This is a genomic window from Leucobacter komagatae (assembly GCF_000834055.1).
Taxonomy (GTDB): Bacteria; Actinomycetota; Actinomycetes; order Actinomycetales; family Microbacteriaceae; genus Leucobacter; species Leucobacter komagatae_A.
On the sequence record NZ_JXSQ01000021.1, the window covers coordinates 17,229 to 39,080 of the forward strand.

Here is a 21,852-nt window from a genome sequence, read left to right on the forward strand (position 1 = left end):
GGGTGTGGGGTAACGTATCAGCCGCAGATCTCCGGTTTACGCCAAACTCCCCGAGTCTCCACTTAGTCTGGAGCGAAGTGCACCCGGCACCCGTCGGGTGGTTGGGGGCGGCGACATGAGACTCACACAGGCGCAGACACGTCTGCGTCTGTGGGCCGGTGTTTCGCTGTTCATCACCGCGACGCTCGCGCTTTCCGGCTGCCATCCTGCCGAACCCGAGTCGCAGAACACTGTTGAGACGCCGAAGAACCCGCCCACGGTCGCACCACCCGCACAGGTGGCGCCGATCGTTCTCCCCGAGTGCGGAGCGATCAACGCCGCCGCGTCAGCACAGCAAGCCGCGTTCCTCGCCGAGTTCGGTGAGGAACGCATTACGGCGAGCTATGGCGAAACAGACCGGGCGCTCCTCACCGAGTTCACCGGCCCCGCTGCGCTCGCCGCCGCAGACGCGTCGCTCCAGGCACGCAGCTGCAACTGGGTCATCTACTTCGACAGCGTCTACCTGTACCAGTTCACCGCTGAGCTGCCAGACGATGCACTCGAGTCCCTGCTGGCCGATTTCCGTGGCGCGGACTTCACCGAGTCGGAGCGTGGCCCGGCGACGGTCTTCAGCCGCGCACTACAGACCGGCGATATGCGCGGGACCATGGATATCACCCACACGTTCCTCGGAAACGTGTGGATCGCGCTCATTGAAAACGCTGCAGCCTCATACGAACAATCGGCCGCCGATACCCTCCTCGCTGCGAACCCAGAACTCGCCGATTCCCTGGTGACGTCGTGCGTCGACCGAGACGCTGGAGAGGTCATCACGCTGGTGCGGCACGCATCGCACCGCCCGCGCTGAGCGCGGAGCACGGACACGCTGTTGGCTGGGATACGGCGCGCGCGATCGCGCTCGCGAAAGGCACCTTCGACGCGTGCTCACCGCTCTCTTGGGCGCTGCTCCCCTCGACTGATTCCGCATCAACCGAGACACAGGTGATGCTGTTTCATTTCGGCGACTTCATCGGAACCGATACCCAGTTCGGGGTGAGATTCCCGCCGAGCATTGAGCGGATCTCGAAGTATGCGGTGCGCGCGGAGTACCGGTGGTTGCGCGACACCGACAGCGCGACGACGCCGACCGGGAAATCGGTGTCGACGTTCACCTGGGACAACGAGTCGAACGCTGTGCTGCACGAGGGCGAGTTTCCCCCGGCTCCCGACGGCATCGAGTCGTAGACGTCACGAGCGCGCGCACGAACGCGCGAGTCCCCGCAGGTTCACACCTGCGGGGACTCGTTCATCGCTGTTAGTTCGACGAGGAAGCTCGCGGCTTCCTTCTGCGCCCACGCTGCTGCCCATTCGACCGCGGCCGGCCGCGGCCCGAGCCGGAACGCGTCGCATCGTCATCCGCGGTGTCGCGATCCGACGCCTCAGCTGCCTCGTCGTCGCCGTCATCGTCGCTGTCGCTGTCGTCTTGCTCGCCGTCGGACTCATCGTCATACTCGTCGTCGTCGGCGGCGTCGTCCGCGTCATCTGCGTCATCTGCGTCATCTGCGTCGATGTCCTCGTCGAGCTCGACGCCGTCGAGGACATCATCAAAGTCGGAGTAGTCGTTTTCGAGTGCCTCGTCGTCGGACTCATCGAGATCATCGATGTCGTCGAGATCGTCCGCGTCTTCGAGTTGCGCGGCGGAGTCCTGGCGCTGTCGCGCCTGCGCGTCGCGGTACTGGGCGAGGCGCTCAGACCAGGGAACCCACTCTGGGGCGAGCATCGCGCCCTCACCCGGGAGCAGCTCGACTTCGAGCACAGTGACGGGAGATTCCGCGTCGACGCGTGCGATGGCTGCCGCCCACCTCCAGTTGGGGTAGCCGGGAAGCGTGCACTCGAAGAACAGCGTGACCGTTCGCTCGTCGTGCACTTCATGGCCCGCCTCGCCGCCGATACTCTTCGGGTCGGTGATCTCCTCGAGCGCGGCGCGCGCCTGTTCGCGGGACGCGCGGCTCAGCAGGGCTGCGTCTGGCTCCGCCTGTACTGCGGGCGTCGTCTCGGCTTGCACGTCCGCTGCAGCTTCCGCAGTCACGTCTTCTCCTTCTGGCGCCTGCTCGGGCGCGACCGCTGCATCCTGCTCAGACATCGAAATCATCCGCGACTCGGCGCAGCATGGTTGCGACCTGCCGTGAGGCTTGCCGTTCGGGGTACTGTCCGCCCTTGAGCTTTCCGCCGACCCCGTCGAGCAGCTTCACGAGATCCTCAATGATCACCGCCATCTCATCAGCGGATTTGCGGCTTCGCTTTGCAAGCAGCGGGGTGTCGAGCACCCGAACTGAGAGCGCCTGCGGACCGCGCCGGCCTTCGCCAACGCTGTACTCAAGCCTGCTGCCGGCACGCACCTCAGCCCCCTCAGGGATCACTGAAGCGTGCAGGTACACCTGCTGCCCGTCTTCTCCCTGAATGAATCCGAAGCCTTTGTCCTCGTCGTAGAACCTGACCTTGCCGTTCGGCATGTCTCGCCCTTCCCTTCGCGGCGGTAGCCGCAGCGGCCTCGCGGCCGAGAGTATTCGTGCGTGGCCGTCTCGCCACGCGTGTGTATGCAGTCTAGCCGTTCGGGCTTAGCAGACGGTGCGTAACCGGCGCCCAGCCCCGCCGCACATATGCTCGCGCTAAACTCGGTGGAATGAGCACCGAAGATATCAGCACCCCGTCGCTGTTTGAGCGAATCCTCGCCTACGCGACGGTCACGATTATTGTTATCGCACTCGGCTCGTTTTTCGCGACGCTCATCGTTGGCATGAACGACAGGCAGGCCGTCGCTGAGGGGCTGTGGCCCGTCGTGTACGGAATTTCTCTGCTCGCGCTCCCCGTCGGGTTCGTGTTGTTGGTTGTGCTCTTGGTGGTCGCCCAGCGCCGACGCAGTCGCGCTGTCCGTCTCGGGAAAAAGTAGCGCGGCCTCGCCATGAGTGGCACGCTCGCACTGTCTTCTCTGATCGCTTCGCTCGACCGGGAGGGGCTGTCCGGGCTGGTGCGCTCACGCCGCATCGCGGCACCAACTTCCGTTAAAGACTCCCTAGATCTCGCCACTGAGCTACTCAAACCTGACTCGATCACGCAGGCGCTGACGTTGCTCACGCGGGAGGATCTCCTGCTACTTGCGCCGGAGGGGGCGCCAGAGCTGTCGGACGCCGAGCGGACCAGCGCGCTCGTTCGCCTCCGCGGGCTGGGCCTTGTCGGCGGCAACGACACCGAACTCCACGAGGTGTCGCATGCGCTCGAGGCGCTCCTGCGAACGCGCGGGCTCACCCTCGCAGATATCCGCGAGACCCCCGAACATGCTGAACCGGCTGTCGCCGAGCCGGCTGACACCTCGGCGTGGTTTGCGGCTGCGCTCACCGCGACCGGCCAGGCCGCATGGGTGCTCCGCGACCTCGAGCGATCCCCAGCGAAGCTCAACCGCAACGGTGACGTCGCTTCGGCATGGTTGCGCACCGTCGAAGATCGGCTATCGATCCCCGACGCTGACGAGGTCGTCGAACTCTTGCGCGCCGCTGAACTCGCCGTGCCCGAGGGGGGCTGGTGCGTCTCCCGCGGCGCGGCATGGCTTGCTGCGGAGAGCGCCGAGCGTTGGAACATCTTGGCCAGTTCTGCCATCGGACTCATGCCAAGGCAGCTCCTCGGTCACCTGAGCGCCGCCGAGCAGGGATCTTCGATCACGGTGGTCGTCGAAGCGTTTCCGCGCCACTACCCGCTCGCGACAGAACCGACGTTCGCGAGCATCGAGCGCGCTGCGCTGCTCTGGGAACGGCTCGGTATCACCGTAGCTGGACAGTTCAGCCCGGCCGGGGTCGCCGTGCTCGAGGGCGCCCTCAGCGGCAACCCCGTCAGCACGGAACTCGACCTGCCAGATACGGCTACGGGAATATACATTCAGCCGGACCTCTCCGTGGTCGTTCCCGGCCCGCTTTCCGCGCGCGACGAGGCTGCACTGGCCGCGATTGCGCTCCCCGAGCAGCTCGGCGTCGCCTCGACGCTGCGCATCTCCGAGGCCACACTGTCTGAGGCGTTCCACCGCGGGCTGAGCGGCGATGAGATTCGCGGCCTTGTCGACGGGCTCGCGCTCACCGGGATCCCGCAGCCGGTTGACTACCTCATCACGACGCTCAGTGAGCGCGCCGGCAGCATCATCGTTTCACCCCATTTTGGGGAGGCGGGTCGCACCCGCGTGGAGTTCGCGCGGCCAGAGCTCCGTGCCACCGTGCTCGTGGATCGGCGCCTCGCCCACCTGCAGTTGCAGGAGCCGCCTGCGTTCGACGAGATCGCACGGGCAACGCGCCCCCTGCTCTCGAAGCTGCGGGCGGATCATGTGCTCGCTGCCCTTCTCGACGCGCGCTACCCCGCCAGGGGTGGCGGAGGCCTGCTGACGCCGACTGATTCGCGTGGGGTCCCAGCGCGCGAATCTGCGCCGGATGCCGAGGCGCAGACGCCTGCGACACGGGCCGCTTCAGCCGCGGAGGCGCTGATCGAACGCGTCCTTGAATCGGGAGACGAGGGGCCGACGGACATCAGCCGCCAGGTCACGCTCGCGATCAGGGATCGCACCAGGCTCCAGGTGACTGTCGAGATGCGTGGCGTGGTGCGCAGCTTCACGATTGTCCCTGTCTCGCTCGCCGCCGGCAGGATGCGCGCGCTCGACGAGGCCGCAGGCGTAGAGCGCACACTCCCACTCGAGGCGATCACGGAGATCACGCAGATACGCTGACGCACAAATCTTTGGCGACCGCGTATTCAGCGTGGCTCCCGCAGCGACTACACTGACAAAGTCTATGTAACGCTTGAGGAGTTTCAATGCTGAAATGTGTCGGGGCTCTTGTCGCCTGCGCTCTTGTCTGTCTCGGTGCAGTAGCTGCTCCGCTTCCCGCCGAGCCAGCGTATGCCGTTGCGTCCGACCCTAGGCTGCCAGTCCCGTCGCTCGACGAACCCGGCGCCCCGGTTCCCCCTGCTGACGCCGAGGACCCAGAGGAACTATCAGCACCGGCCGAGGATCCCCAGATTCTTGGCGCAGGCGCGACCGTGGGAACACCAGTAGACGTTCACCCGGGCGACTGGGGGCGCGACGATCTGAGCTTTGCATTCCAGTGGCAGGTTGACGGCGTGGCCGTTCCTGGCGCGACCGACCCTCGTTTCATTCCGCGCGCAGCAGACGAGGGGACGGCGCTCAGCGTCGTCGTTACGGCGACGTCACCGAGCGGGGCTTCGCGCGACGCGCTCTCCGCTTCCGTGATCGTGCGGCCCGGCTTGATTTCGCTCGGGGCGGTTCGGGTATCCGGCAGCACGATCGTTGGGAAAGCAGTGACGGCGGAGCTCGTGTCGCCCGCGCCGGAAGACGCCACCCTCAGCTACCAGTGGCTACGCAACGGCTCCGCCATTGCCGGCGCGACCGCGGCGACGTATACGGTCACCGCTCCCGACCTCGGCAAGCAGCTCAGCGTAGCTGTTCGCGCGCGCCAAGCCGGCTACGAGCCGGCCGTCGAAACCTCCGCCGCGACTCGCGCGGTATCCGCCGGCGCCCTTACGACGTCGAAGCCAAGCGTCACGGGAACGGCTGCAGTGGGGTACACCCTCACCGCCAAGCCAGGAACCTGGGGCCCGAAGCCCGCGAAGCTCGCATACCAGTGGCTGCGAAACGGCGCGAGCATCTCGAAGGCGACCGGCTCGACATACCGGTTGAGTGCCGCCGACGTCGGCAAGCGGATCTCGGTGCGCGTATCCGGCAGCCTCTCCGGATATACGACCACATCCCAGACATCAGCCCAGACAGCGACCGTGCTCCGCACGCTCACAGGAGCCCCGGCACCAACGATTTCGGGCAGCGTCGCAGTCGGAAAGCGCCTCACCGCACGCGCAGGAACGTGGAAGCCAGCGCCGGTTGCGCTGTCATTCCAGTGGCTACGCAACGGGGCGCCCATCAAGGGTGCGACAAAGTCGGCATACACGCTGACTGCTGCGGACGGCGGTGCGAAGATCACCGTCCGCGTCACGGGAAAGAAGTCCGGTTACCTCACCACCGCCAAGGTGTCAGCGGCCAAGAGCGTTCCCCGGGTGCTGCAAACGTCGAAACCAAAGATCGCTGGGACGGCTCAGGTCGGATCTCGAGTCACCGTCCAGCGAGGAACATGGACCTCGGGCGCGAAGCTCGCTACGCAGTGGCTTCGCAACGGCGCAGCGATCAAGGGCGCAACCGGAAGCGCGTACACGCTCACGGGGAGCGATGCTGGCAAGACCATCTCGGTGCGGGTGACCGGCTCTCGGTCAGGGTACACATCCGCAGCCCAGACATCAGCGGCAACCAAGAAGGTGAGTTATCCGGCCCGCACGCGGCCCGTCTCCGCGTGGGATTGCCCTGCCTGGGCACCCATCAAGGGCAACGCGAGCTCGATGATCTATCACGTTAAGGGCGGCGCGTCCTATACGAAGACAAAGCCAGAGGACTGCTTCTCAAGCGCCGCGGCCGCGCAACGGGCCGGTTATCGCGCATCGAAGCGATAGTGAGCACGGCGAATCCTCGATTTCAGGTCATTCGCTGAACGCGTACCCCCAGTCCGCAGGGACTCGGAGTAAACTGGCTAGTTATGACTCTCGGCCCACTCATCGTTCAGAGCGATCACACGGTGCTTCTCGAAGTTGCGCACCCCGACGCTGAAGACGCTCGCCACGAGCTCGCGGTGTTCGCGGAGCTCGAGCGCGCCCCGGAGCACATCCACACGTACCGCGTCACGCGGCTTGGTCTGTGGAACGCGCGGGCGGCAGGGCACTCGGCTGAGGAAATTCTCGGCACCCTGAATAAGTACGCGAAGTTCCCCGTCCCGAGTGGTGTCGCCTCGGAAATCGGCGACACGATGCGGCGATACGGCAGGCTCACGATCGTGCGCGACGATGAGGGCCAGTTGCTGTTGCGATCAGACGACGCACCAACGCTTCGCGAGGTTTCCTCTGCGAAGAAGGTTGCCCCACTGCTCGGCGCCAAGATCGACGACGTTACGATCATGGTCGAGCCTTGGGCGCGCGGGGAACTCAAGCAGCAGCTCGTCGCGCGCGGTTGGCCGGCCGAGGACCTCGCAGGGTACCGCCCTGGCGAACCCTACGATATCTCGCTCGACGAGAGCGGCTGGGAGCTGCGCGACTACCAGGCAAAGGCCGTAGAGGCGTTCCAGCGGGGCGGATCGGGAGTCGTTGTGCTTCCCTGCGGCGCTGGCAAGACACTCGTGGGCGCTGCGGCGATGGCTGCGGTCGGGGCGAAGACGCTCATCCTCGTGACGAACGCGGTATCCGCGCGTCAGTGGCGCGACGAGCTCTTGCGGCGCACCAACCTCACGGAGGACGAGATCGGTGAGTACTCCGGTCAGGTCAAGGAGGTTGGCCCGGTAACGATCGCCACCTACCAGATCCTCACGAGCCGGAGGAAGGGCGAGTACGCGCACCTCTCGCTCCTCGACGCGCAGGACTGGGGCGTCATCGTCTACGACGAGGTTCACCTGCTCCCCGCACCCGTGTTCAAGCTGACCGCGGACCTGCAGGCCCGCCGCCGACTCGGCCTCACCGCGACGCTCGTGCGCGAGGATGGCCGCGAGGGTGACGTGTTCAGCCTCATCGGCCCGAAGCGCTACGACGCGGCTTGGAAAGACATTGAGGCACAGGGGTTCATCGCCCCCGCCGAGTGCTTCGAGATCCGCATCGATCTGCCCGAGAGCGAGCGTCTCGAGTATGCGATCGCTGAGGATCAGGATCGATACCGGCTCGCCGCGTCGACCGCGCAGAAGGAGCGCATCGCCCGCGACATCATCGAACGCCACCCCGGCGAGAGTGTGCTCGTGATTGGGCAGTACATCGACCAGCTCGAGTCGATGGCCGAATCGCTTGGGGTGCCGCTCATCACCGGTCAGACCCCGGTCGATGAGCGCGAGCAGTTGTTCAATGCCTTCCGTTCCGGCGAGGAGCGCATCCTCGTGGTGTCGAAGGTGGCGAACTTCTCGGTGGATCTGCCCGACGCGTCGGTCGCGATCCAGATCTCCGGTTCCTTCGGCTCACGGCAGGAAGAGGCGCAGCGCCTTGGCCGGCTGCTTCGGCCGAAACAGAGCGATGTGAAGGCGTCGTTCTACACGCTCATTGCCCGCGATACGGTGGATCAGGACTTCGCGCAGAACCGCCAGCGGTTCCTCGCAGAGCAGGGTTACGCGTACACGATCCTTGACGCCGAGGATCTCGCCGCCGTACGGCAGTAGCGATCCCCCGAAGCGCAAACTTCCAGCAAGTTCATAGCAAATCATCAGAGACTGAGAACATGAACATTGAACGAAAAGGCCCCAGGATCCTCATCGTCGATGACGAGCCGAACATTCGCGAACTACTGAGCACAAGCCTCCGCTTCGCCGGCTTCGGTGTGCGCTCCGTGGGAAACGGCGCGCAGACCATCTCGGCGGTACTCGAGGAAGAGCCAGACCTCATCATCCTCGACGTCATGCTCCCCGACATGAACGGCTTCAGCGTAACCAAGCGGCTGCGCTCTGCCGGGTACACCGCCCCCATCATCTTCCTCACCGCGAAAGATGACACCGAGGACAAGGTTGAGGGTCTCAACGTCGGCGGGGACGACTACGTCACCAAGCCGTTCAGCCTCGACGAGATCATCGCTCGCATCAACGCCGTACTCCGTCGCACCATTCAGGAGGACGAGGAGACCATGCTCGAGGTCGGGCCCATCAGCCTCGACCAGGACACGCACGAGGTGAGCGTTTCGGGCACCTCGGTCGAGCTCTCCCCCACCGAGTTCAAGCTGCTGCGGTACCTCATGCAGAACGCCAACCGGGTGCTCTCGAAGGCGCAGATCCTCGACCACGTCTGGGAATACGACTTCAACGGCGATGCGGGCATCGTCGAGTCCTACATCTCCTACCTCCGCCGCAAGCTCGATCCGTTGACCGATGAGTCGCTCATCCAGACGAAGCGCGGATTCGGATACATGCTGAAAGCAGACTCCATCTAGTGACTCAGCTGCGCGACTTCGGGACCCATTGGGCGGACGTCTCACTCCGCACCAAGATCACCATCGTCACGGTGTTCATCCTGTTTCTCGGTCTTATCGTCGCGGGGGTGGGCACCTTCTCGGTGCTCCGCCCCATCCTCATCAATCAGCAGAGCGCGGAGCTTGCACAAATCCGCAACAACCCGACGAATGTTTTCGCGCCGGGAACCGACCCGGAGCGGTTGTCAGCTGACGACGTCTTCACAGCAAACCCGCGCTACTACGTCGCGTTTCTCGCGCCGGATGGCAGTGTGCTCTTCGACAACTCGCGGGATCGTCGAGCCGCAACGCTGCCCGACGTCGCCAACTACGGGATCTCCCTCAAGTTCGCCGCTGCTCGCGAGGGCGAGAGCGTCGCCCCGATCGAGATGTCCAGTGCTGACGGGACGCACTGGCGCGGGGTAACCACGCTGCTCTACGTCGACGGTGTGGAGCACCAAGCGTCTGGGACGCTGCTCATCGCGGACTCAACAACCACGATCAACCAGCACGTCGCGCAATACATCATCGTCTTCACCGGCTTCGGTATCGCAGTGATCCTGCTCGGCGCAGCGCTCACACGCATCCTCATCACGACCACCCTGCTCCCGCTCGCAGAGGTCGAACAGACCGCGCTCGAAATCTCCCGCGGCGACTTCTCCAAGCGAATCATTGTCGCGAGCCCACACACCGAGGTCGGCCACCTCGGCGATTCGCTGAACGTGATGCTCGACCGGCTCGACGGTTCCCTCGAAGAGCGGGAGCGCACTATCGAACGCATGCGCCGTTTCGTCGGTGACGCGAGCCACGAGCTGCGCACGCCGCTCGTCTCCGTTCGCGGCTACGCGGAGCTGTATCGCATGGGTGCGCTGCAGACGCCCGAGCAGGTCGGACAGGCGATGGAACGCATCGAGAAGGAAGCGATCCGCATGACCTCCCTCGTGGAGGATCTGCTCGCACTCGCGCGACTCGACGAGCGACGCCCACTCCAGCTCGCGAAGCTGTCCCTGAACCAGCTCGCACGCGACGCAGCGCTCGACGCTCGCGCAGGCGCGCCCGACCGTGAGATCTCCGTCGTCGAGGCGCCAAGCGACCCGAAGGCATTCGGCGACGAGAACAAGATCCGCCAGCTCATCACGAACCTCATCGGCAACGCGAAGCAGCATACGCCTGAGGGCAGCCCTATCGAGATTGTCGTGACGGCGCTCCCCCAGCCCATCGACGACGCGGCAGTCGCCGCCGTCGAACAGCTTCCCGTTGCTGGCAGCGGCAAGCGGAGCAGCGGGTCTGCCCCGATGACCGGCAGCACCGGCGTGATTCGCGTCGACCCGAAGGGCATGACGCGCTTTGAGATCGTCGACCACGGGGAGGGCATCCCCGAACAGATCCGCGAGAAGATCTTCGGGCGGTTCTGGCGGGCTGACAGTTCTCGCAACCGTGAGACCGGGGGTTCTGGGCTTGGCCTTGCAATCGTACGCTCGATCGTCGAAGCCCACCGCGGCACGGTGACGGTGCACGAAACACCGGGTGGCGGAGCAACGTTCAGGGTAGACCTGCCAGCAGCCCCGCGCGATCCGGAACCAGGCGCAGACGACGCTGAGCAGGCGCCCCAGCCCGCAGACTCCTGAGCCGCACGTAGCGCCCATTCGCTACTCCGTCCCGGGGGAATGCGCGCAAGAGGGCCATCAGGGCCTAGCGGCACTCCTCAGAGGCGCCGAACGCGGCTTCAGCGCGGCCCCTGCTCGCACTCCTGCAGGCACCACAGCGCACCCCTAAGGGCGCCACAGCACGCGTGCTAGTCCACAGCACTCCAGTTGGCGGCTGCGCAGCTCACGAGGCCCAGGCGTGTCGCTGGGGAGCTTCGCGCTGCCCGGCGTTCGAACCTATCCTGCGTTGCGGCGGCGGCGAAGCACCTGGTCGAGGTTTGGCATTCCCTCGCTGGTGTCGCCGACAACGCCAAGCTCACTCAGGCGCGATCCGGGCCGAGCTGACGCAGCGGCAGCGTTCGCGCCATTCCCACTTGGGCGGGAAGCAGCTTGGGCGGCCGGGGCCTGCGGAGCAGTCGCGGCGCGCTCACTGACCGGGGCGGCTTCGGGCCGCGCCGCGGCTGCAGCGCCTGCAGCGCCTGCAGCTGCACTGCGATCGCGTGCAACCTGTTCGCGTACCTCACGCAGCAACATCGAGTCGGCCTGATTCTCGCGCGGGGCATACGCGCGCGCCTGGCGTGCCCGCGCCATCGTTCGCGCCCGCTCAATCCGGTCAGCGGCGGCGCGCTGCGCGGCTGCGTGAGCTGCGCTCGAATCCTGTGTCTCCCCGGTCGCGACAACCTCGTCGAAGGCAGCCGGGTCAGCGACGGCGCGCGCCACTGCCTGCTCGGCCGCGATCGGCGCAAGCTTTGCTCGGCCGGGGGCAATGACAACCAGTGTGCCGAGACCGACCGTGAACGCGAGCAGCGAACCGAGCAGCACAGCGGGCCCGATCCCGGCGATGAGCATGCCGAGGCCGACGAGCGAACCGACAAGCCCGAGCAGCCCGAGCAGCGCGGCGAACGAACGCGCCCGTCGCACGATCGGCTTCCGAAGCTTCGCTGCCCGGTTCATCGCTACCTGCTTTCTCTGCATCTGCTGCGCTCGGATCTCAGCACGCACCTGTTCAGCCCGCGCGTTCGCGAGTTCTGCCTCGCGCTCGGCTTCCTGCCGTCGTTGTGCGCTGCGGAGGAGTCGTTCGTGGGCGAGCGCCTCGCGGGCCGTCGCCTCGACGCGGACCTCCTGCGGTACCTCGGCGGTCTCAGCGAGCACGCGCAGAGTGCGTTGGAGCCTGAGCGCGTTGCGCTCGGCGGCGTTGAACTCTCGCCGGCGAAACCAGGCGGGGATGAGCACGGCACCCCACAGGAGCGCGATGACGATGAACATCACCCCGCCGCCAAGCCCTCCGGTACCCATGTGGCAACTGTAGCCATCGTCGCAGCAGGCTTGCCTACCGGCGCGCCGCAAACACGAGGGTTCTCAGGCCTGCACCCCCAGCACACGGGCGGTATCCGGCTCGACCGGCTATGGGCGACCTGGCTCGGTTGGGGCGCGGGTCTCGAGCCTGGCAAGCATCGATCCGGGCGCCTCCTCGCGAGTGACAGCGAAACTGTCATGGTCGCGCCACGCGCCGTCAATGTGGATGTAGCGAAGCCTGCGCCCCTCATATCGCAGGCCAAGCTTTTCCACGACCCGCAGCGAGGCGCTGTTCTCGGGCCTGATACAGATCTCGACCCGGTTCAGCCCCACGCTCACGAACAGGTAATCAATGGCGAGCGCAACCGCAGTTGGGGTGATGTTCTTCCCGGCGTGGGCGCCATCGATCCAGTACCCAACGCTCGCTGACCAGAGCGCACCGCGCGAGATATCCGAGGCGCTGAGCTGGCCAACCACGTCACCGTCGTAGGTCACGACGAACGGCACGCCCCTCCCCTCGGAGAACTGCTGCCGCATGCGCTTGATCGCCGGCTTCAGTGACACGTCCCCTGGGGTTGGGCCCGGGTTTCCCGGGTAGGTGGCCTCCCACGGGCTCAACCAGGCACGATTACTGCGCAGCAGCTGTTCGAGCACGCGGGCGTCGCGGCGGCGGATCAGCCGAATGCCAACCCGCCCCGCGCTCAGTGCACTCGGGAGCTCTGCTCCGTCGCCGCCCAGCATCCTCGGTTCTGCCCTCGTGCCGTACTACTCTGCGCGGAGCTTGTCGGCGAACCCGATGACCCAGTCACGGATCTCGTCGCCGAGCTCTGCGTGGTCGACACCGAGGAGCACGTTCGCCTTGATCCAGTCGGCGCGGTCGCCGGTGTCGTAGCGGCGCCCCTTGAAGACGACGCCGTACACCGGCGCGTCGCCCTCCCCAGCAGCGAGCACGTTGAGCGCGTCGGTGAGCTGGTACTCGCCGCCGCGGCCGGGCTCAAGGTCGTCAATGATGTCAAAGATCTCGGGCCGGAGCACGTAGCGCCCAATCACGGCGAGATTCGACGGGGCCTCTTCGCGGCTCGGCTTCTCGACGAGCGCGGTGATCCGCACAACGTCGTCGTCGTCAGTCGCTTCGACCTCGGCGCAGCCGTAGAGGTGGATCGACTCGGCTGGCACCTCCATGAGAGCAACGACAGTTACCTCGCGGACGTTGTGCACCTCGACCATGCGGTCGAGGAGCGTGTCGCGGGCATCGATGAGGTCGTCTCCGAGGAGCACGGCGAACGACTCGTTGCCAACGTGCATGCGCGCGCGGCCGACGGCGTGGCCGAGGCCAAGGGGCTGGCCCTGACGCAGGAAGTGCACCTCGGCAAGCTCACTCGCTTCGAGGACCTTGCCCAGCTTGTTATCGTCACCCTTGTTCTGCAGCGTGTACTCGAGCTCTGGCACACCGTCGAAATGGTTGACGAGGTTGTCTTTGTTGCGTCCCGTGATGATGAGCACATCGTTGAGGCCCGCACTTGCGGCCTCCTCGACAACGTACTGGATCGCCGGCTTGTCGACGATCGGCAGCATCTCCTTGGGCATTGCCTTTGTCGCGGGGAGGAAGCGGGTGCCAAGGCCTGCGGCCGGGATTACCGCCTTCACGACGTTCGGTCGGGTTTCAGTCATAGGCCAAGCCTATCCCGGAGGGGCGTACTGCGCTGTCACCTGGCCGACGGGGCTTCCCAACGCCGCACCGCAGGCAAGAAGTTATGGTGGGTGCATGGATGAAAAGCAACGCTTGCGGGCGCTTGTCAGGACGCGACGCGACGCGAGGCTGTCGGCGGCGGGCGACGACGATTCCGTGCGCAGCGGCCAACAGGCGAGCTTCACTGCGCAACTCGCTTCCCTCACTGAGCAGCTCGGCGCTGGCCGCGTCGCCTGCTTCGTGAGCGTTCGTGGGGAGCCGGAGACGACGGGCTATTTGGCATGGGCTCGCGCGCACGGCGTGGAGGTCCTCCTCCCGCGCGTGCGTCCCGGCGGCTCACTCGAATGGTCCGTACACGAGGAGTCGGGGCTCGCCGTTGGGGCGTTCAGCATTCCGGAGCCCGTTGGGCCTGCGACCCCGATGGACGCGAGTGAGCGGGTCGATCTGCTGCTCGTCCCCGCGGCCGCGGTCGACCAGACTGGCACGCGCCTCGGGTGGGGCAGGGGCTACTTTGACCGGGAGCTGGCGAGGTTGCGCGCCGAGCTGCATGACGCTCCCCCACAGGTTTTCGCGGTGGTGTGGTCAGACGAGCTCATGGACCGACTGCCGCAGGAACCGCACGATATCCCCGTCGACGGAGCCGTCACCGAGGAAAGTATTCACCGCTTCGGGTAGGCTCATCCATTGTGCCAACTTATGCTTACCGCTGCGCCGACTGTGGTCACAGCTTTGACATTTATCAGTCCTTCACCGACTCGACGCTCACCGAGTGCCCCGAGTGCGGCGGTGACCTGCGCAAGGTCTTTGGTTCGCTCGGCGTGACCTTCAACGGGTCGGGCTTCTACCGCACCGATTCCCGCTCGGACTCGAGTGGTTCCTCGGGGTCTTCGGGGTCCTCAGGATCCTCAGGGTCCTCAGGCGCTTCGGGATCCAGCGGCGACTGACGGGCGACGCCAGCGCGGCCTGGCTCAGCCCCAGTGCGGCGGTTTGTCGACCTTCAGACGCTCGTCGTTCTCACCGGTTCCCGCCGGCCTGCGAGCGGGGGTCTCTCCCCAGCCCTCGGGTTTGTCTTCGGTCGCGCGCGACGCGAGCGAGTGATCACCGGGGGTGGGATCGACGCCAGCAGGGGCAGGCCGCTGTGCGCGGCGCGACCCTGCAACCTTTCGCGTTGACACGCGCGCAGGCGCGTCGCCTGTCGCGCCAGGTTTTCTGACGCCCTCAGGCCCCAAGTCGCTCACCGCACACCACTCATTCCACGTTCCACGCCGGCGGGCTACTGGAAGGCGGCGTCGCTCGCCTGAGCGCTGGCGCCGAGCACCCGCGCGATCCGACCGGCAACACCCTCGGGATCTGCGAAGAGATCGAAGCTCTGGACTCGGTGGTAGTGCCACCCGAGCCTGCGCAGCACGGCCGGGCGCAGGCGCAGCGCCTCGCGTAGGCTCGCGCCGCCATCTCCCGAGCTTGCGGTTCCCAGGTCAATGTCGATCGCGATTGCACGGTCGCCGTGCGAGGCAGCGATGGGGATCGCGCCGCGGTAGTCGAGCACGACCCGCACCCCGTACGCCTCAAGCCGATCCGCAAACTCGCGCACAAGCGGGTCCGTCTCGGACGGCAGGCTAACGGGTTCTGGCTCGGGGTGCTCGAACGCGAGCAGCTCAGCGAGTTCAACAACGCCGTGCTTGAGCCTCGAAGAGTCGAGATCCTCAGGCTTGAAGCAACTGACAATCGTCATGGCCCTGCGTGCGCGCGTCATGGCGATGGCGAGCAGGTGCTCCCCGCCTGGACGACCGAGCGCCCCAAAGTTTGACAGCACCCGACCATGCGGGGTGCGGCCGTAGCCGATGGAGAAGATCACTCGGTCGCGGCTCTGCGCAGTCGCCTGCTCGAGCGTCAACACGGCAAACGGCTCCGCGCGCTCGCCGAGCAAGAACTCGCGGTATTGCGGGAACTTCGAGAACGCCTGCAATACCTCGCGGTACACCCGCACAGCGTGCTTCTCGCTCGCCGTGATCACCATGAGGGACTCATTCGGCCGTTCGTCAGCGTGCTGCAGCACCATCTGAACGACCCGATCAACCTCGGCCTCGGTGCTCTCAACCGCGCCCGTCTGCTGGTCGGGCAGCCCCTGGCCAGCGGGAACAAAGTCGTAGGTCAGGCTCGAGTGGCCAAGGAAGCTCCCAGCCCACGGCAACGACTTGATCTCGCCACCGTAGAAGCGGGTGTTCACGAGGCTCGTGAGATCCTCACCACCCGCGCGATAGCTGCGGGTGAGCTTCAGCGTCGGGAGCACCTCCGCCAGCTCGCCGAGCGCCGAGCGCTGGCTCTTGGGGGTTGCTGGCTCGTCCTCGGAGGGGCTGTGCACCCCAATCTCAAACGGACTAGGCGTCTGGGTGGTGTCATCACCGAACACGACAACCTGATCCGCACGGCGGATCGCGCCAAGATTCTCTGCGAGCGTCGTTGCGCCAGCATCGATCAGCAGCACGGTGTCGAATCGCGCCGTTTCCGGGAGCTGCGACACCTCGTAGGGCGACATCGCGAGCACGGGCGCAAGGGTCGAAAACAGCACCGGAGAGTCCTGCGCGAGCGCGGCGATCGAGGCGTACCCGCTCCGCAGCAACCCGCGCAGCGCGAGCGCCTCCTGCTTGTTGTCGAGCACCGCGACCCGCCAGGCGTCCGCGAGCTTCGATGCGAGCAGGGTGCCGTTGGCGCCGGCATGAGCATCGTCCACGAGGCGGAAGTCCGCCTCGAGCCGCTCGATCACGCCGGTGTTCGCGCTCAGCAGCGCAGGGTTCGTCTGCAACATGCGCTCAAGCACCGACTGCCACCACGCGAGCTCGAGCTCCGCGGCGACGGCTTCTGCAGGCACGTGCCTCGCGGACAGGTCGTCAAGGAGCGGCCCAAGCCTCGCGCTGCGGAGCCGCTCGACGATCGTCGTGCGCTCCTGAATGTTCTGCAGCACCTCGGACTCTTTCGCGAGCTCAGAGACGCGTGCGGCGAGGTCGTGCAGTTCGAGATTCTTCAGCCGATCCGGCTCCACCGTCGTACCCAAGACGGCGTCGAGCTTGTCGAGGTCTTGATACGCCGACTGGAACGCGACCACCACGTCGGCAATGCCGAGCGGCACCTCGGGGCGAGCCCCGACGACGGTTGTGTAGCGCTGCCACAGCACACGCTGCTGCTGGATCTGCACCAGGCGCGAATACATGTCGGTGATGCTCACGCCTGGCCGCACGTACTCCTGCGCGAGCTTGCGCAGTCGCCGCTTGTTTGCGGCAGACATATCCTCGTCGCTCCCGCGGGGAGCGTGGGCCGCAATCACCTCGGCGAGCGAGCGATCGTAGACCTCGGGCGTGAACCGGTCGAGCGTGTCACGCACCCCCATGAGGAGCCGCAGGTACACCCCGAGCTCTGAAACCGACTCATACGGGCGCATCGACGTCTGCTCGACGACCTCATTCGCCATCGAAATCAGGCGGGGAAGCTGCGACTCAGCGAGATCGACCGCGATGCCGTAGGCAGCGCGCGCCTCCTCCGTCGAGGAGAAGTCGACGCCGTACCAGGGAGAATCATCAGGGCCGTACTGGAACTGCCCGAGCCGTGCGACCTCCGTGAGGTCGTCCGCGACCGAGGAGCGATCGATCGTGAGCTGACCGAGCGCCTGGTCGTCGAGGCGAACCGTGGTGGTCGGCGGGTTCTCGCCGAGCGAGAGATTCGTGAGCTTTCGCAGCGCGTGCAGCGGTGTCACCGAGAAGCGCTCGTCCGGGGTCGAGAGCGCGTCCCGGTAGTCGAGGAGCACGCCACGAAGCCGCACAAGCGCCTCATCGACATCGCGCATCTGCTCTGCCGTTGCGTTCTCATTCCGGCTGATCGACTCGACGAGGTTGCGCCGCAACCGCCGCGGCGTCACGGCGAGACCGGGCAGGCCGGCCCGCGTCAGTCGGTGCGTAATCCCGTCGATGGTGGATCGCCGCGGCGTGACGACCATCACATGCTTGCCATCGCGCACGAGGTTGCCGATGGCGTTCACGACGGTCTGGGTGCCCCCGGTCCCTGGCAGCTGCCGAACGACGATCGACTGCCCGGCGTCGATCTGCGCGAGCACATCGTCCTGCTCCGGATCGGAGTCGTAGAGGCACCTGTCCGTCTCGGGCGCTGCAACATCGGGCGACACCGGGTTCACCGGGTGGTAGTTCTCGGACAGCGTCCGCTTCGCGGGTTCGCTCCCGCAGATCGCCTGCAAGATCGGGGTATCAAGCCGCACCGCGTCGGCGCGCATGCCCTGCGAGATGTTGTGGAACGAGGAGACGACAAGCCTCGGCTGCACAACGAACTCGGGAACGCCCGCAACCATCTGGCGGAGCCGGTCGATGACGGGCTGCGGTTTGAACACGCCCTCAGCCTGCGAGAGCTCGATGAGCGAGCGGGCGTCGATCGTGATCCCGAACTGGTCGCGGAGCGCACGGATGAGCTCCGAGTTCACGACGGGGAAATTCTTGAGCTTCAGCTCGAAGTCGCGGCCGTAGCGGCGTATCGCGAGCGGTCGCAGCAGGACGGGAGCCGTGAACTCGGTTCCCTCGAAGCTCCACTTCGCGAGGCCAACGGCGAGGTTCACGGTCTCGAGGCCGCGCATCGTGCGCATCTCGACGGCCTTGTCGGTGACGCGGGCAGCGGCGGCGCGGGCGTGCCTGAGCGCAAGATCATCGCGGATGAGCGCAGACAGCAAGATTTTGTTACCCGAGATGAACTGTGGCAGCCCACCGGGGTGCGTTGAGGAAAGCTCAATCCGGTTCGCCGGGTGATCCTCGAAGTGCAGCAGCGGGTTACGTCCGCCGATCGCCCCGAGCTGGCGGAGCCACTCTGCCTGCTCCTCAGCGAACGGGTTCACTACGGCTACGGGCCCACCGAGTTCCTGATCAAGATGGTCCACCCCGATCCCTCCTCCAAGCGCGTGACTGTTCACCGGCCCCGCCTCAGCGACATCCGGTGCATCTGCGGCGCCGCCCTTTGGATCGGGTCGCCTGCGTCGTTCCACACTCCACACACCGCCACCCTAAGGTGTGCGCACGGGAATACGGCGCATTATCGCGGTGTTTCTCCGCGCGTCGTTCCTGTGACTTCGCCGCTCGCGGCTGCGCGAGCGGCGAAGTCAGGGGGCAACCGGCTCGCGCTACCGGATGATCGCGGTGTCTACCGCTGTACCTCGCGCCTTGGTGACCGCGCGCATCACGTGGTAAACACCAACAGCTGCGAGCGTGCCGAGCGCGATGCCGTTAAACATCACGTTGCCGAGCTGCATGCTGAAATCAGCGATACCGACGATGAGCGCGATTGCCGCGGTGAACTGGTTGATTGGCTTCGAGAAATCGACCTTGTTGTCGATCCAGATCTTCACACCAATGAGGCCGATGAGGCCGTACAACGCCACGGTCACACCGCCGAGCACACCGGCCGGAACCGAGAAGATGAGCGCGCCGACCTTCGGTGAGAAGCTCAGCAGCATCGCGATGATGCCCGCAACCCAGTACGCCGCCGTCGAGTACACGCGCGTCGCCGCCATCACGCCGATGTTCTCGCCATACGTCGTGGTCGCCGATCCGCCGCCGAAACCGGCGAGAACCGTTGCGACGCCGTCAGCGAGCAACGCCCTGCCCGTCACCGGGTCGAGGTCGCGCTCGATCATCAGGCCGACGCTCTTCACGTGGCCGACGTTCTCCGCAATGAGCACGAGCACAACCGGAAGGAACGCCGGCAGCAATCCCCACAGTGAGGGGTCAGCGAATGGGATAGCTGGGAGGTGGAACTCTGGGAAGCCGATCCACGCCGCGCTCTGCACCGACGCGAAATCTACGATGCCCATGAACGAGGCCGCGATGTACCCGACGACCATGCCGAGCACGATCGACAGCCGCCCAATGAGGCCCCGGAACAGCACCGTGATGAGAATAATGGAGGCGATCGTGATGAGCGCTGCGGTCGAGTGCAGGCCCTGGTTCACGTCTGGGTTCGATGCAGGGTTACCAAACCAGTTGTTCTTCACGGCCGGCGCGAGGTTGAAACCGATGAGCGCAACAACGGCACCCATCACAACGGGCGGCATGAGCGCGTTCACCCAACCGGTGCCGAAGCGCTGCACCGCAATGCCGACGAGCGCGACCAGCACACCCATCGCGATAATCGCGAACGAGGCGCGAGCGAGACCGGCGACGTCGCCGTAGTCAAACCCGGCCGTTGCCACCGCGATGGGCGCGAGGAACGCGAAGGAGGATCCGAGGTAGCTCGGCAGGCGGTTGCCCGTCATGAGCAGGAACAGCATCGTGCCGAGGCCGGAGAAGAACAGCGTCGCGGTTGGAGGGAAGCCGGTGATGAGCGGAACCAGGAACGTTGCGCCAAACATGGCGACGACGTGCTGCGTTCCAAAGCCGATGGTGCGGCCCCAGCTCAGGCGCTCCTCGGGGAGAACGATCGCATCTTGGCCGACGGTTTTTCCGTCGCCGTGTAGCTTCCAGGGCAGGGCCATTGGGGCTCCTTCGGGGGCGTGCGGACTCAACGTGCCGCGCGTCCACCCCCACAGGCACGCAACCAAACGTCAATCATACAGCGAACACTCAGGATCGCGACCCGCTCCCCCATCGCATCGCGACCGGCGCCCGGCCCGTCGATGCCGGGGAGGGATGGGGGTGTGCGGGCCGCCTGTCGCGCTCGGCGCTGGCTGCGCTAGGAATCGAATCCCAGGCCAGCTGCGTCAAGCGCACGGAGGAACACGTTGCGCCTCCCGCTGTTGTGGTCCGCCCGGTCGAGCGACCACCTGACGAGGTTCACGCCGAGCGTCGCGGCTGGCTCCGGCGGGAACGGCAGCGGGATGCTGCGTACCATTTCGAGTTCGGTGCGCTCAGTGACCCGCCCCTCAAGCCGGTCGACGATCACGTCGGCGGCGAAGTGTGTCGCCCCAACGCCGAGCCCGGTAAACCCAGCGACGTACTGGACACGACCGTCGTACGCTTTCCCGAAAAACGCGCAGAAGCGCGTCGACGTGTCGATGACGCCTGCCCAGCGGTGCGTGAATTTCACGCCGGCGAGCTGCGGAAATGTCGTAAAGAAGTGGCTCGCCAACTGTCGGTGGGTCGCCATGCGATCCTCGTAGGCACGCTTGATGCGCCCTCCCGCGTGATAGACCGCGTCATAGCCGCCCCAGAGGATCCTGTTGTCCGAGGTGAGCCTGGCGTAGTGGAACTGGTTGGCCATGTCTGCGAGCCCCTCGCGGCCCTCCCACCCAATCGCGGCGAGCTGCTCGGCGCTGAGCGGTTCGGTCATGAGCACGTAGTCGTACACCGGGACGGTGTGGAACTGGTAGCGCTTGAGCAGCGAGGGAAACACGTTGGTGCAGAGCGCGACTCGCTGTGCTGTCACGTGTCCGCGAGCGGTTTCGAGGACGATCGGTTCGTCTTCCCGGCCGGCGAGACGTTCGACTGGCGTTCCCTCGTAAATCTCGACCCCGATGCTCGTCGCGTGCTTTGCGAGTGCGACGGCGAGCTTCGCCGGGTGCACGTTCGCGTTGCTGCGGGGCGAGAACGCTCCGGCGAGGAAGGTGGGAGAGTTCACCCTGGCGCGTACCTCAGCTTCGCCGAGGACCTGTGTCTGCGGGTCGCTGCTCTCCCCAACCCAGTCGACCTGGTGGGCGTGGTTCGCGACCGACAGCTGCCCGGTTCGCTCCCAATCGACGTCGAGCTCGTGCTCCGCGATGAACCGCTCAATGGCGTCAAGGTTCGCAAGTCCGATGCGGTGGAGATCCTCCGCCTCGTCCGGCCAGCGCGCCTCGGCATTCGCCTCGCCGTGCGTGATGCTCGCCTCGCAGAATCCTCCGTTGCGGCCGGATGCTGCCCACCCGACCTTCACCGCCTCGATGAGGGCGACGCGGCGTTCCGGGTGCTCCTGCTTGAGCTTGATCGCCGTCCAGAGCCCGGCATAGCCACCGCCAACCACCGCGTCGTCAACGGTGGTATTCGCGCTCAGCCGTGGATAGGAGCCAGCAGTGTGCGCGACGTCCTCGATCCAGTACACCCCGAGGGTCGTATCCGCGAGCGATGCGTCGACGATTCTCGCTGCGGGGCGATGCGTTTCAAATACCGTCGGTTCCATGATCGCAACCAGTCCTCACCATTGGGTCGTGCCCAGAGTGT

General features: G+C 65.9%; 19 protein-coding genes. 10 read left to right on the top strand and 9 right to left on the bottom strand.

Features of this window, described 5'->3' with window-relative positions; genetic code table 11:
* Positions 1-115 precede the first annotated feature (115 nt).
* On the top strand, positions 116-847 hold the full coding sequence (locus tag SD72_RS18015) for a hypothetical protein (RefSeq protein ID WP_198141966.1): 732 nt from the start codon (positions 116-118) through the stop codon (positions 845-847).
* Positions 781-1,224: an LppP/LprE family lipoprotein gene (locus SD72_RS17470; protein WP_198141967.1), complete on the top strand. Its 444-nt coding sequence runs from the start codon at positions 781-783 to the stop codon at positions 1,222-1,224. The genes SD72_RS18015 and SD72_RS17470 overlap by 67 nt, the downstream gene beginning before the upstream one ends.
* 70 nt (positions 1,225-1,294) lie before the next feature.
* Here SD72_RS17470 and SD72_RS12865 read toward each other — a convergent pair whose 3' ends face one another.
* Both SD72_RS12865 and SD72_RS12870 read right to left on the bottom strand, forming a co-directional pair.
* On the bottom strand, positions 1,295-2,122 hold the full coding sequence (locus tag SD72_RS12865) for a DUF3027 domain-containing protein (RefSeq protein ID WP_084767199.1): 828 nt from the start codon (positions 2,120-2,122) through the stop codon (positions 1,295-1,297).
* Positions 2,115-2,492 (bottom strand): cold-shock protein, encoded by a 378-nt coding sequence (locus SD72_RS12870; RefSeq protein ID WP_042544865.1) that lies wholly within the window; start codon positions 2,490-2,492, stop codon positions 2,115-2,117. The genes SD72_RS12865 and SD72_RS12870 overlap by 8 nt, the downstream gene beginning before the upstream one ends.
* A gap of 170 nt (positions 2,493-2,662) precedes the next feature.
* Between SD72_RS12870 and SD72_RS12875 the strand changes: the two genes are divergently transcribed.
* The 6 genes from SD72_RS12875 to SD72_RS12900 all read left to right on the top strand — a co-directional run bounded on the left by SD72_RS12875 (position 2,663) and on the right by SD72_RS12900 (position 10,668).
* Complete coding sequence (locus SD72_RS12875; RefSeq protein ID WP_042544866.1) at positions 2,663-2,929, top strand: hypothetical protein; 267 nt, start codon at positions 2,663-2,665, stop codon at positions 2,927-2,929.
* 12 nt (positions 2,930-2,941) lie between these two features.
* On the top strand, positions 2,942-4,741 hold the full coding sequence (locus tag SD72_RS12880) for a helicase-associated domain-containing protein (RefSeq protein ID WP_042544867.1): 1,800 nt from the start codon (positions 2,942-2,944) through the stop codon (positions 4,739-4,741).
* An 86-nt stretch (positions 4,742-4,827) separates the two neighbouring features.
* Positions 4,828-6,528, top strand: coding sequence for a sunset domain-containing protein (locus SD72_RS17055; RefSeq protein ID WP_052492677.1), 1,701 nt, complete (start codon positions 4,828-4,830; stop codon positions 6,526-6,528).
* Positions 6,529-6,611: 83 nt separating this feature from the next.
* Complete coding sequence (locus SD72_RS12890) at positions 6,612-8,261, top strand: DNA repair helicase XPB (RefSeq protein ID WP_042544868.1); 1,650 nt, start codon at positions 6,612-6,614, stop codon at positions 8,259-8,261.
* Between the two features lie 59 nt (positions 8,262-8,320).
* A complete protein-coding gene (locus SD72_RS12895; protein ID WP_042544869.1) occupies positions 8,321-9,022 on the top strand; it encodes a response regulator transcription factor in 702 nt (233 codons plus the stop codon).
* Positions 9,022-10,668, top strand: a complete 1,647-nt coding sequence (locus SD72_RS12900; RefSeq protein WP_157000579.1) for a sensor histidine kinase — start codon at positions 9,022-9,024, stop codon at positions 10,666-10,668. The genes SD72_RS12895 and SD72_RS12900 overlap by 1 nt, the downstream gene beginning before the upstream one ends.
* Before the next feature lie 255 nt (positions 10,669-10,923).
* On the opposite strand, the gene SD72_RS17060 is transcribed toward SD72_RS12900, so the two are convergent.
* The 3 genes from SD72_RS17060 to SD72_RS12915 form a co-directional block, all read right to left on the bottom strand.
* On the bottom strand, positions 10,924-11,982 hold the full coding sequence (locus SD72_RS17060) for a hypothetical protein (protein ID WP_052492678.1): 1,059 nt from the start codon (positions 11,980-11,982) through the stop codon (positions 10,924-10,926).
* A gap of 108 nt (positions 11,983-12,090) precedes the next feature.
* Entirely contained in the window at positions 12,091-12,723 is a 633-nt protein-coding gene (locus SD72_RS12910; RefSeq protein ID WP_042544870.1) for a GNAT family N-acetyltransferase, read from the bottom strand.
* Positions 12,724-12,747: 24 nt separating this feature from the next.
* On the bottom strand, positions 12,748-13,653 hold the full coding sequence (locus SD72_RS12915; RefSeq protein WP_042544871.1) for a UTP--glucose-1-phosphate uridylyltransferase: 906 nt from the start codon (positions 13,651-13,653) through the stop codon (positions 12,748-12,750).
* A gap of 94 nt (positions 13,654-13,747) precedes the next feature.
* Here SD72_RS12915 and SD72_RS12920 point away from each other — a divergent pair, with 94 nt between their 5' ends.
* Positions 13,748-14,347 carry a 5-formyltetrahydrofolate cyclo-ligase gene (locus SD72_RS12920; RefSeq protein ID WP_052492679.1) on the top strand — a complete coding sequence of 200 codons (600 nt, stop codon included), beginning with the start codon at positions 13,748-13,750 and terminating at the stop codon, positions 14,345-14,347.
* A gap of 11 nt (positions 14,348-14,358) precedes the next feature.
* A complete protein-coding gene (locus tag SD72_RS17475; protein ID WP_084767200.1) occupies positions 14,359-14,616 on the top strand; it encodes an FmdB family zinc ribbon protein in 258 nt (85 codons plus the stop codon).
* A 24-nt stretch (positions 14,617-14,640) separates the two neighbouring features.
* Here the strand turns inward: SD72_RS17475 and SD72_RS12925 are convergent, their stop codons facing one another.
* The 4 genes from SD72_RS12925 to SD72_RS12940 all read right to left on the bottom strand — a co-directional run bounded on the left by SD72_RS12925 (position 14,641) and on the right by SD72_RS12940 (position 21,811).
* Positions 14,641-14,847 (bottom strand): hypothetical protein, encoded by a 207-nt coding sequence (locus SD72_RS12925; protein WP_157000580.1) that lies wholly within the window; start codon positions 14,845-14,847, stop codon positions 14,641-14,643.
* 98 nt (positions 14,848-14,945) lie between these two features.
* Positions 14,946-18,608 carry an ATPase AAA gene (locus SD72_RS12930; RefSeq protein ID WP_042544893.1) on the bottom strand — a complete coding sequence of 1,221 codons (3,663 nt, stop codon included), beginning with the start codon at positions 18,606-18,608 and terminating at the stop codon, positions 14,946-14,948.
* Between the two features lie 234 nt (positions 18,609-18,842).
* A complete protein-coding gene (locus SD72_RS12935; protein WP_042544873.1) occupies positions 18,843-20,192 on the bottom strand; it encodes a uracil-xanthine permease family protein in 1,350 nt (449 codons plus the stop codon).
* 197 nt (positions 20,193-20,389) lie between these two features.
* Positions 20,390-21,811, bottom strand: a complete 1,422-nt coding sequence (locus tag SD72_RS12940) for an NAD(P)/FAD-dependent oxidoreductase (RefSeq protein ID WP_042544874.1) — start codon at positions 21,809-21,811, stop codon at positions 20,390-20,392.
* Between the last annotated feature and the right edge of the window lie 41 nt (positions 21,812-21,852).

Excerpts from the sequence above, each read along its gene's own strand:
- SD72_RS12935 (WP_042544873.1), bottom strand. The coding sequence starts at position 20,192 with ATGGCCCTGCCCTGGAAGCTACACGGCGACGGAAAAACCGTCGGCCAA.
- SD72_RS17055 (WP_052492677.1), top strand. The coding sequence starts at position 4,828 with ATGCTGAAATGTGTCGGGGCTCTTGTCGCCTGCGCTCTTGTCTGTCTC.
- SD72_RS12870 (WP_042544865.1), bottom strand. The coding sequence starts at position 2,492 with ATGCCGAACGGCAAGGTCAGGTTCTACGACGAGGACAAAGGCTTCGGA.
- SD72_RS18015 (WP_198141966.1), top strand. The coding sequence starts at position 116 with ATGAGACTCACACAGGCGCAGACACGTCTGCGTCTGTGGGCCGGTGTT.
- SD72_RS12880 (WP_042544867.1), top strand. The coding sequence starts at position 2,942 with ATGAGTGGCACGCTCGCACTGTCTTCTCTGATCGCTTCGCTCGACCGG.
- SD72_RS12940 (WP_042544874.1), bottom strand. The coding sequence starts at position 21,811 with ATGGAACCGACGGTATTTGAAACGCATCGCCCCGCAGCGAGAATCGTC.
- SD72_RS12875 (WP_042544866.1), top strand. The coding sequence starts at position 2,663 with ATGAGCACCGAAGATATCAGCACCCCGTCGCTGTTTGAGCGAATCCTC.
- SD72_RS12910 (WP_042544870.1), bottom strand. The coding sequence starts at position 12,723 with ATGCTGGGCGGCGACGGAGCAGAGCTCCCGAGTGCACTGAGCGCGGGG.
- SD72_RS12920 (WP_052492679.1), top strand. The coding sequence starts at position 13,748 with ATGGATGAAAAGCAACGCTTGCGGGCGCTTGTCAGGACGCGACGCGAC.
- SD72_RS17060 (WP_052492678.1), bottom strand. The coding sequence starts at position 11,982 with ATGGGTACCGGAGGGCTTGGCGGCGGGGTGATGTTCATCGTCATCGCG.
- SD72_RS12865 (WP_084767199.1), bottom strand. The coding sequence starts at position 2,122 with ATGTCTGAGCAGGATGCAGCGGTCGCGCCCGAGCAGGCGCCAGAAGGA.
- SD72_RS12915 (WP_042544871.1), bottom strand. The coding sequence starts at position 13,653 with ATGACTGAAACCCGACCGAACGTCGTGAAGGCGGTAATCCCGGCCGCA.
- SD72_RS12890 (WP_042544868.1), top strand. The coding sequence starts at position 6,612 with ATGACTCTCGGCCCACTCATCGTTCAGAGCGATCACACGGTGCTTCTC.
- SD72_RS12895 (WP_042544869.1), top strand. The coding sequence starts at position 8,321 with ATGAACATTGAACGAAAAGGCCCCAGGATCCTCATCGTCGATGACGAG.